We start from the raw sequence: 9,374 nt of genomic DNA on the forward strand, positions 1-9,374 counted from the left end.
CGTACGGTGGTGTGAGAGGTCGGTAGCCGAAATAATCGGCTACCTCCTACTCGATTCCGAATACCTGGCCGAAACGTGTGACAAAAGGCAGTCAACTCCGCCCAAAACCGGGATTGTTCGGCCATCGACGTTAAGGCCCATCGACTAACTACTGCTCGTCGTACTCATTTCTACGTGGCAAAGAGCCCGGTGATGACGTTTACGACCGGCACAAAAAGGGCACCGACCAAAATAGTCGGTGCCCTTAATCGTAGTCATAAATGACTTAATTAAACTTACTTAGAAGATGATGAAGCTGATGAGCTGCTTGATGACAAGTAGTCGGAAAGGATGTTCTTCAAGTCACTATCCTTGATAGAAACGTTACCCTTCTTCAAGACCTTAGCCACAACATTGTGTAAGACAGTGCTGTCGTTCATGTCGTTGTCAAGAACTTGCTTCTTCAGTTCAGCCTTGTGTTGGTTCATAGTTCCCTTACCAGGGTTCTTCAACATCAAGATGACGTGGTAACCATATTGCGTCTTAACAGGCGTCGTGGTAAATTCGTCGGTGCTCAACTTGAAGGCAGCCTTCTTGAAGGTTGCGTCAAGGGAAGTGTCAGTGCTATCAAAGGCACTCAACTTACCACCCTTGGTCTTAGTAGCTGTATCAGTAGAGTACTTCTTAGCTAACTTCGTGAATTCGCTAGTCAAATCGCTCTTCTTAGTGTCCTTCAGTTCGCTGATAACCGTGTTAGCAGTGGACTTCTTGGAAACCAAGATGTGGGCAACGGTAACTTCTGGTTCGTAACTCTTGAATTGCTTCTTAAGTTGCGCATTTGAAACCGTGACGTTGTCCTTAACGGCTTCCTTCAACAGTAAGTTCGAACGAATTTCCGTCTTCAAACTGGATTGGGTCATCCCGCTTTGAGCTAAGACACTGCTAAATGATGACCCATATTGGGCCTTGTATTGGTTGAATTGCTTGGTAACAGCAGACTTCTTGACCTTGCTACCGTATTCCTTTTCCAAGACCTTGTTCAGAATCATTTGTTGCAGAACCTGCTTACCAGAGGAAGTCCCCTTTAAACTGCTGTAGTAGGCACTTTCAGTGATCTTACCACCGTTAGTTGTGGCAACGGTCTTGCTCCCACAGCCGGCAAGCGTAAAGGTTAATAACACACCGGCAAGGGCAATAAACCATTTCTTCATATTGCTCAACACATCCATTCATCAAAATTGGTGTAAACACCATACTCAGACATCATAACACAAATCTTGCTAAACCTGAAAAGGTCGGCAAAGCTTTACAAAAAGTTCAAATTTACGCGTTGTCCCAGCGTGACACGGTTTCTTCGATTTTTTCGACGCGGGGCGCAATTTTAAACGTAAATTTTTCAATATCCGTTTGAATATCATCGAGAACTGGCATCGCCGCATCAATTGCGGTGGTTAATCGTTGGGTACTTTGCGTTAAATTATCTTTGGCGTCTTTGACGTCATCAATTTTAGTTGCCGTATGTTTGGCTTGTTCACCTACGGCTTTTCCCCAGGTGACAGGGTCTTGCTTGGTTAAAGTTAAGTAAGCGGCCAAACCAACGCCGGCTGCGAGGACGCTACCCGCTAAGAAACGACCAATTTGCATAGTTTATGCCTCCAAGTGTGCTTTAATCTGTTCTTGAATTGCAGCGTACTTTGCAGGGGTATAATTTCCAGAGTTGTCCTGAAAGATCATCTTGAAATCATCGTGGTCCGTGTAACGAGGAACTAGGTGGAAATGGGAGTGGAAGACGGACTGGTAAGCAACCTTACCGTTGTTGTTCACGATGTTCATCCCCGTAATGGTCGGGTCGGCCGCTTGAATGGCGCGGGCGATCTTAGGAATTCGGGAGAACACTGCGGCGGCTAAGTCGGCGTCGTAGGCAAAGATGTCTTGCACGTGTGTCTTGGGGATGACCAGCGTGTGGCCGGGAGTCCCTTGGGAAATATCCAAAAAGGCCTTAACGATATTGTCTTCGTAGACGGTGTAGCTAGGAATCTCTCCCTTTAAAATCTTACAGAAAACACAGTCGTCGGCATAGTGTGGCTCGAGGGTCATTTGATCCATGAAAACTCCTTCTTTCGGTTCGATTTCTTCTCATTATACACCATCGGGGAGACGGCTTGGCAAGTGGTTTAGTTAGTGATAAGGATTGAACTTGGATAGAGATAAAGTGGGCGCATTGCGGTTACCAGGGCTTCCGTAACTGAAGGCGGTCCCCATAGCAGGTGGAATCCCTGACAGCCGCAGGCGATACAGTTTCGTCTATCCCAACCTACCAGACGAATTCGTTTACCCAGTGGGCTATGGTATAATAGGACAGTTATCCGTTAGCTACGATTTTACCTGGATCAGCGGGTTAACTAACGGGATTAAAACCTAAATTTAAAAGAAATGAAGGGATGCAGAATGGCTTTAGAAGTCAGCCATGTTGTGGGTGGTTACTCACAGATCCCCGTCTTAAAGGATATTAGTTTTGACGTTCGGGACGGAGAATTAGTCGGATTGATTGGATTGAACGGGGCCGGGAAGTCGACCACCATCAATCACGTCATCGGTCTATTAACGCCACATAAAGGAACGATTACGCTAAATGGGGTCACGATTGATCAAGACAGTCAGGCCTACAAGCAACAAATTGCTTACATTCCAGAAACCCCAGTTTTGTACCAAGAACTGACCTTACGGGAACATTTGGAAATGACCATGATGGCCTATGATTTGGATCAAGAGCAAGCTTGGAAAACGGCCCATGAGCTCTTAAAGATTTTTCGTTTGGATAATAAACTGGATTGGTTCCCCGCGAACTTCTCTAAGGGGATGAAGCAAAAGGTCATGATCGTCTGTGCCTTCTTGACGCAGGCCAAGCTGTACATCATCGACGAACCCTTCTTGGGGCTGGACCCATTAGCCGTCAACGATCTCTTGAATTTGATTGAACAGCGCAAGAAGACTGGAGCCAGCATCTTGATGTCGACCCACGTGTTGGATACCGCGCAACGGTACTGTGACCGCTTTGTTTTGTTACATGATGGTCAGGTGAAGACTGAGGGGACACTCAGCGAGTTACAAGCCGCTCTTCCGGAAGCGGGGGAATCGCTGAACGATATTTATCTTTCCATGACGAAGGTCGACCGCGCATGACCGACCTATTTAAGTCACGGCTGCAACGTCATCTCCGGGAAATGGCGAAATATTTGCGGTTAGTTTTTAACGATTTCTTTGTCTTTGCCTTGATGTTTCTCTTGGGTGGCCTGGGATATGGCTATTCAAACGTCTTAAAGCAACTGAAAATGGGCCTCTGGTGGGCACCAGTAATCGTTGTGCTGGTCTTACTGGTGACGTTGCAGGTCGGCCGGTTCGCGACGTTGATCGAAGATGCCGACCGAGTCTTCCTCTTACCTAAGGAACGCGCGATGCATGCCTACCTGGTAGCGGCACGTCGGTACAGTCAAGGCTTGGCCCAGACAACGCAAGTGATTGTCGTCTTTCTCTTGGCACCATTCTTGCGGGTGGCCTTGGGCTGGTCGGTGCCCCAGATTGTGGGTTTGCTGGTTGCACAGGTCATCTTAAAGGATACGCTGTTGCGGCTAGACCTAGCGAGTGCCTATCAAGTGACGGGGCAACGCCGGATGAATGAGTGGCCCATCAAATGGGGCTTGGGCTTAGTCGCACTGGCCATTGGTGTTTGGCTAACGCCGTACGCTGCCATCGTCTTGGCCGTCTTGGCGGATGGAGCTGTTGCCGTTTGGCTGCAACGCCACTGGCAACAGCAGCAGATTCGTTGGCGCGAACAGATCAAGATCGAAGACAACCGGATGCTGGGAATCTACCGTTTCTTTGATCTCTTTACCGAGGTCCCCATGGTGGAAGGGACCATCAAGCGGCGTCACTATCTCGATTGGTTGTTCAAGTCGATCAAGCCAACCCACCGGCAGACTTACACGTACCTATTTAGTCGGGGGATGGTCCGGGGAACCGATTTCAGTGGACTGGTGGTCCGGCTGACGGTCATCGGAATGTTGCTACTCTACTTTGTGCGGGGCGAATGGCTGCCCGTGTTACTCGCGGCGCTGTTTATCTACTTGATTGGATTTCAACTCTTACCGTTTTTCCAGCAGTACGACGACGTGGTCTTCACGCACATCTATCCGATTGCGCCAGAATTGCGGCTGAAGAGTTTTGAACATCTGGTCACATTGATTTTAGGCGTGGCGGCTCTGTTGATGTGGATCATTATTGTTGTGGCTAATTTGAGTGTGACAACGGCTGGAATCGCCCTAGTAGTTGAGTTGATAGAGGTTTGGTACTTGGCCAGGGTCTATACGCCACGGCGATTAGCTCGCGCAATGAAAAATAAGGCTTGACGTTGCCGCAATTTCCCCATAGAATTAATAATAGCTGACAAATCGAGGAGGGGTGGCACGAATGGCACTAGATATTAGTGACGGCTGGAGCTTATTTCCGCTGGGTGGCAACACTGGCACGGCGTATATGGGCACGAAGGCGTCGCAAAAAGTGTTCTTAAAACAAAACGCGTCACCGTTTCTAGCAGCACTTTCCGTCGAGGGGATCACCCCGCGGTTAGTGTGGACGAAACGCCTAGCTACAGGGGACGTGATGACGGCTCAGGAGTGGTTGAACGGCCGGACGCTGCATCGCAAAGAAATGCGCGAACAGCGAGTCGCTCGAATTCTACACCGGGTGCATCACTCAAAATTGCTTCATGAAATGTTATTAAAAGTCGGCGGTCGCTCCACAACGCCCGCCCAGTTGTTAGCTCGCTTGCAACCCGCCTTAGCTGCGGATTTGCGCCAACATCCGCTGATTCAATCAGCCTTTGCTAGCTTACAGGTTGAGCAGCCCCAACTGCCCGAGACGCACTATGAGGTTTGTCATGGTGATTTAAATCATAAGAACTGGTTGTTGTCCGATCGCCAATGGTTATACTTGGTCGATTGGGATGCCGCGACGTTTGCTGATCCAGCATTCGACCTCGGTGCACTACTTTGTGAGTACGTGCCGTTAGAGGAGTGGCAACGTTGGTTACAGGACTACGGTGAACGGTTGACGCCGGACTTAACGGCCCGCGTGAACTGGTACGCCCGGGTTCACTGCTTGAGTGTGATTGCTGAAAGCTACCACCAACAACGCTTCCAGATCATGAACCAACATTTAATTTTATTAGAAAAACTGACGAGAGAGTCAGTGACTGATTAGAGACGTCGGCGGGAGCGGGGCAAACCTCGTGCCCGCCGTTGTTGTTTAGAACTCGAGTGCAATCAAGGAGGAATTTTACGATGCGTGTGCGAAACAAGCCGTGGGCCAAGGACTACATTGAGGACCATGCCGACAAGATGGTCACGGAACCAGAACCACTGAAGGGCAACTGGCAGAGTCGCTTCCCAAGCGAACAGCCGTTGTTTGTCGAAATCGGGACGGGAAAGGGCCAATTCATTGTTGAAATGGCGCGTCAACATCCCGACCGCAATTTTATTGGGATCGAGATTCAGATGTCCGTGATTGCGGCCGCCCTTAAAAAGGTCGTTGCCAGTGGGTTGACCAACATTCAAATGGTCCACACGGATGGTGAAGCGGTGAATACCTTCTTCGATGCTGGCGAGGTTGCCGGCTTATACCTAAACTTCTCCGATCCTTGGCCAAAGAGTCGCCATGCTAAGCGGCGGTTGACGTCTCCCGTCTTCTTAGCCCACTACGCCGACGTCTTGCAGCCAGAAGGTCAGATTCAATTCAAGACTGATAACCGGGGCCTCTTCGAGTATTCCTTGGGGAGCCTTAACAATTTCGGCTTAATCTTCGATGGGGTCTGGTTGGACCTGCACGCCGCAACCGATGGCGTTGAAGACATCGAGACCGAATACGAACAAAAATTCTCAGCTAAGGGCCCAATCTATCAAGTGATTGCGCACTTCCCCAAGGCTGCCGAATAGCTATGATTTAAAAGAATCGCGATTGTCGAGTTTAGGCGGTTGCGATTTTTTTGTACAATTAAATTTATTTTGAAAATAAAAAATGGTTCACAGCCCTTTACGGAGTTAGTCAGTGTAAAGGGGATGGGAACCATGCTGATTGCGTTAGTCGAACAGAAATTAGTTGATGCTAAAGATGCCGCTCGGTGTGACGATTACTGTTGCCCCGCGTGTCAGCAAACTGTAATTCTTCATCATGGAACGCGGGTTCAGCCGTACTTTGCCCACAAGAGTCTAGGGGACTGTGCAGTGGCGACCGAGGGCGAGACGCAACAGCACGTTGTAGGCAAACGACAGCTAGCGAAGTTCTTTCGGGGTTGGGGGCCAGTGACACTTGAGAAAATTCTACCGGAGATTCAGCAGCGCGCCGATTGTTGGGTCGCTCGCGCCCATCCCGTGGCTGTAGAGTTTCAATGCAGTCCGATCAACGCCGAACAGGTAGCACAACGAACGGCCGGATATCGCCAATTAGGGGTCTACCCCTGTTGGCTATTAGGTGAGCGCTTTGGTCGGCAAAAAATTGGCTGGTCTTTGATCGACCGGTTTGCTAGTCCATTACGAGGCTGGGGACTGTGCCTGCTCTTTTGGGATGTGGGTCGCCAACAGATTCGGCTGGTCCACCACCTCTATCAGGATGCCACGGGGACGTATGGCTTTTGGCAGAGTTGGGTGAGTAGTTTGGCAGAATTAGAGGCCGGAAATCAGCGACGGTTATGGGTGCCGCCCATCAACGTTCGCCAATTTCGACGCGACTTAGATCAAAAGTTACTGCGTGCGACCCCCGCCTTGCGTCCGTTACAAGAAACCCTATACCTGCATGGTCACCATCTGGCGGGGTTCCCGGCAGCCTTTGTGACGCAACACGTGACGCTCCCCTTATTCGGGCAGGGACTGCTCGTCTGGCGAGCGATCGTGGGCGCCTGGATATTTTCCTTGCGTGGTGAGGTACTGACACCGGCAACGTTGGGGCGGTTGGCCGAGGAGGGGTTCGCCTTGATTGGCGGTCACTTGCAGGCTGGTCGGTTTAGCGGAACCGCAGAACTAGCTCGTGCCCAGCGGGACTTTATGGCAGATCTGACCGTGGCCGGTGCCGTTATTAAGGTCAAGGATGGTTGGCAAATTAACGCGGAACCCCAGTGGGCCACTGATTATACGACATGGTTAAAAAATGATGAGAAAAAGTTGGGCTAAATGGCCAAATAATGAGATGAAAGTGGTAGACTATTATTATGCAAAATTAAGGAGGACGAAAATATGAAGCAAATTCCCGCACGTTCAGCGGTCCCAACCGAGTTAACCTGGGACCTGACCCCAATTTTCCCCGATGACGCAGCTTTTAAGGCCGCCGTTAGCGATGTCCAGCAGGCAGCCAAGCAAGCAGCTGAGTTAAAAGGCCAATTGGCTAAGAGTGGCCAAGCACTTTACCAAGTCACCACCACGGTCTTTGACTTGAATCGTCAGTTGGAGCGGGCATACGTGTACGCCTCTCTGAAGAATGATCAAGACACTGGCGATGCCAACGCACAAGCCTTGTCTGGTCAAGCAGACAACTTGATTGCAACGGTCTCGTCTGCAACCTCTTGGTTTGAACCCGAAGTTCTAGGGTTGCCAGCATCAGATCTGCAAGCCTTGATCGATGCGGAACCAAAGTTAGCGGCGTATCAACACTACTTTGATGTGTTAGGTCAACAACGCGACCACACCTTATCCGCTGCCGAGGAAAAATTGTTGGCAGGCGCTAGTGATATTTTTGCGGCCTCATCGAAGACGTACAGTGTCTTAAGCGATGCCGACTTGAAGTTCCCCGTCGTTCAGGATGAAGAGGGCAACGACGTTCAATTGTCAGAAGGCCTTTATGGGGTCTTACTGCAGTCGACTACGCCTAGTGTTCGTAAGCAGGCTTTTGAGGCACTTTACAGCGTCTACCAACAATTCCGGCATACGTTTGCTTCAACGCTGTCTAGCGAGGTTAAAACGCATAATTTCGGCGCTGAGGTTCGCCACTATGGCAGTGCGCGTGAAGCAGCCATGAGTGCGAACAACGTTCCTGCCGTTGTGTATGATACCCTGGTCAAATCAGTCAACGCCCATTTGGATTCCTTACACCGTTACGTTGGGTTGCGTAAGGAAATCTTGGGGCTAGAGGATCTACATTTCTACGACCTCTACACACCGATCACGGGTGAACCCAGCTTAAGCTACACTTACGAAGAGGCGCAACAAGAAGCCTTGAAGGCGTTAGCGGTCTTAGGGCCAGACTATGTGGCTAATGTACAAAAAATGTTCGACAGTCGGGCTATTGACGTCGTCGAAAATAAGGGGAAGCGGACGGGTGCCTACTCCGGTGGGATGTACGATACTAAGCCGTATATCTTACTGAATTGGCAGGACAGTCTGGAAAGCTTGTTCACGCTGGTTCACGAAATGGGTCACAGCATGCACAGCCACTATACCCGGACAAATCAACCTTACCAGTACGGGGACTACTCGATCTTTGTGGCCGAAATTGCGTCGACAACGAACGAAAATCTCTTAACGGATTACCTGTTAAAGACGCAAACCGACCCGCAAGTTCGCGCCTACGTCCTGAACCATTACCTGGACGGCTTCAAGGGAACGGTTTATCGTCAAACACAATTCGCTGAATTCGAAGATTACATTCACCAACAAGCCGCAGCCGGTGAAACGTTGACGGCCGACTTCATGAGCAAGTTCTACGGTGATTTGAACGCCCGTTACTACGGTGACAACTTAGCTAAGGACCCACAGATTGCTGATGAGTGGACCCGGATTCCGCATTTCTACTACAACTACTACGTTTACCAATACGCGACTGGCTTTGCGGCCGCAACGACACTTTCACAACGGATCTTGAGTGGGGATGCTGCCAAGCGGGACGCCTACCTGACCTACCTGAAGTCAGGGAGCTCAGCATTGCCATTAGACGTGATGCGTAAGGCCGGCGTTGACATGACCCAACCAGACTACTTGGAAACGGCCTTCGCCACCTTCGACAAGCGATTAGCTGAGTTCAACGAGTTAGCTCACCAACTGAAGAAGTAAGCGACATTTTCGCCTTGCCGGGCACCAGATATGGGCTGGAAACGGTGCGAACGCGCCCTGAGCCCATATCTGGTGACCTCTCGGCTTACATGGTTGCTTTCTGACAACTGGGTTAAAAACTGTTATCAGTTGGATCGTAAAATTTTATGACAGGCAAATTTTTCAATGATTGTTGTGGCAGAGCACAATCAGAGCCGGAGGAGGCCAGGGGTGTAGCCAGCCGTGATAATGGCGTTGGCTGGCGTTCCTGAAGTGCCGTAAAATTATTAGACAGAGAGACTAATAATTTTGAGGTGGTTCTAT

At 49.9% G+C, this 9,374-nt stretch carries 10 protein-coding genes; 6 read left to right on the forward strand and 4 right to left on the reverse strand.

What is annotated here, in order from left to right:
- Positions 1 to 275: 275 nt before the first annotated feature.
- From FC99_RS04895 to FC99_RS04905, 3 genes are all read right to left on the reverse strand, one after another.
- Positions 276 to 1,190 carry a peptidylprolyl isomerase PrsA gene (locus FC99_RS04895; protein ID WP_048735777.1) on the reverse strand — a complete coding sequence of 305 codons (915 nt, stop codon included), beginning with the start codon at positions 1,188 to 1,190 and terminating at the stop codon, positions 276 to 278.
- Between the two features lie 112 nt (positions 1,191 to 1,302).
- Positions 1,303 to 1,623 (reverse strand): hypothetical protein, encoded by a 321-nt coding sequence (locus FC99_RS04900; RefSeq protein WP_048735778.1) that lies wholly within the window; start codon positions 1,621 to 1,623, stop codon positions 1,303 to 1,305.
- Positions 1,624 to 1,626: 3 nt separating this feature from the next.
- Positions 1,627 to 2,085, reverse strand: a complete 459-nt coding sequence (locus tag FC99_RS04905; RefSeq protein WP_082153279.1) for an HIT family protein — start codon at positions 2,083 to 2,085, stop codon at positions 1,627 to 1,629.
- Positions 2,086 to 2,427: 342 nt separating this feature from the next.
- Here FC99_RS04905 and FC99_RS04910 point away from each other — a divergent pair, with 342 nt between their 5' ends.
- The 6 genes from FC99_RS04910 (at position 2,428) to pepF (ending at position 9,071) form a co-directional block, all read left to right on the forward strand.
- A complete protein-coding gene (locus tag FC99_RS04910) occupies positions 2,428 to 3,162 on the forward strand; it encodes an ABC transporter ATP-binding protein (protein WP_048735779.1) in 735 nt (244 codons plus the stop codon).
- On the forward strand, positions 3,159 to 4,385 hold the full coding sequence (locus FC99_RS04915; protein ID WP_048735780.1) for an ABC transporter permease: 1,227 nt from the start codon (positions 3,159 to 3,161) through the stop codon (positions 4,383 to 4,385). Before FC99_RS04910 ends, FC99_RS04915 begins: the two co-directional genes overlap by 4 nt.
- Positions 4,386 to 4,446: 61 nt before the next feature.
- Positions 4,447 to 5,238: a phosphotransferase family protein gene (locus tag FC99_RS04920; RefSeq protein ID WP_048735781.1), complete on the forward strand. Its 792-nt coding sequence runs from the start codon at positions 4,447 to 4,449 to the stop codon at positions 5,236 to 5,238.
- An 80-nt stretch (positions 5,239 to 5,318) separates the two neighbouring features.
- Positions 5,319 to 5,969 carry a tRNA (guanosine(46)-N7)-methyltransferase TrmB gene (gene trmB / locus FC99_RS04925; RefSeq protein ID WP_048735782.1) on the forward strand — a complete coding sequence of 217 codons (651 nt, stop codon included), beginning with the start codon at positions 5,319 to 5,321 and terminating at the stop codon, positions 5,967 to 5,969.
- 132 nt (positions 5,970 to 6,101) lie between these two features.
- Positions 6,102 to 7,199: a competence protein CoiA gene (locus tag FC99_RS04930; protein WP_048735783.1), complete on the forward strand. Its 1,098-nt coding sequence runs from the start codon at positions 6,102 to 6,104 to the stop codon at positions 7,197 to 7,199.
- 63 nt (positions 7,200 to 7,262) lie between these two features.
- On the forward strand, positions 7,263 to 9,071 hold the full coding sequence (gene pepF, locus FC99_RS04935) for an oligoendopeptidase F (protein WP_048735784.1): 1,809 nt from the start codon (positions 7,263 to 7,265) through the stop codon (positions 9,069 to 9,071).
- 112 nt (positions 9,072 to 9,183) lie between these two features.
- On the opposite strand, the gene FC99_RS14130 is transcribed toward pepF, so the two are convergent.
- A partial coding sequence (locus FC99_RS14130) for a hypothetical protein (RefSeq protein ID WP_235805866.1) occupies positions 9,184 to 9,374 on the reverse strand: 191 nt, incomplete at its 5' end.

Source organism: Levilactobacillus koreensis JCM 16448 (assembly GCF_001435525.1).
Taxonomy (GTDB): domain Bacteria; phylum Bacillota; class Bacilli; order Lactobacillales; family Lactobacillaceae; genus Levilactobacillus; species Levilactobacillus koreensis.

Excerpts from the sequence above, each read along its gene's own strand:
- FC99_RS04895 (WP_048735777.1), bottom strand. The coding sequence starts at position 1,190 with ATGAAGAAATGGTTTATTGCCCTTGCCGGTGTGTTATTAACCTTTACG.
- FC99_RS04900 (WP_048735778.1), bottom strand. The coding sequence starts at position 1,623 with ATGCAAATTGGTCGTTTCTTAGCGGGTAGCGTCCTCGCAGCCGGCGTT.
- FC99_RS04905 (WP_082153279.1), bottom strand. The coding sequence starts at position 2,085 with ATGGATCAAATGACCCTCGAGCCACACTATGCCGACGACTGTGTTTTC.
- FC99_RS04910 (WP_048735779.1), top strand. The coding sequence starts at position 2,428 with ATGGCTTTAGAAGTCAGCCATGTTGTGGGTGGTTACTCACAGATCCCC.
- FC99_RS04915 (WP_048735780.1), top strand. The coding sequence starts at position 3,159 with ATGACCGACCTATTTAAGTCACGGCTGCAACGTCATCTCCGGGAAATG.
- FC99_RS04920 (WP_048735781.1), top strand. The coding sequence starts at position 4,447 with ATGGCACTAGATATTAGTGACGGCTGGAGCTTATTTCCGCTGGGTGGC.
- trmB (WP_048735782.1), top strand. The coding sequence starts at position 5,319 with ATGCGTGTGCGAAACAAGCCGTGGGCCAAGGACTACATTGAGGACCAT.
- FC99_RS04930 (WP_048735783.1), top strand. The coding sequence starts at position 6,102 with ATGCTGATTGCGTTAGTCGAACAGAAATTAGTTGATGCTAAAGATGCC.
- pepF (WP_048735784.1), top strand. The coding sequence starts at position 7,263 with ATGAAGCAAATTCCCGCACGTTCAGCGGTCCCAACCGAGTTAACCTGG.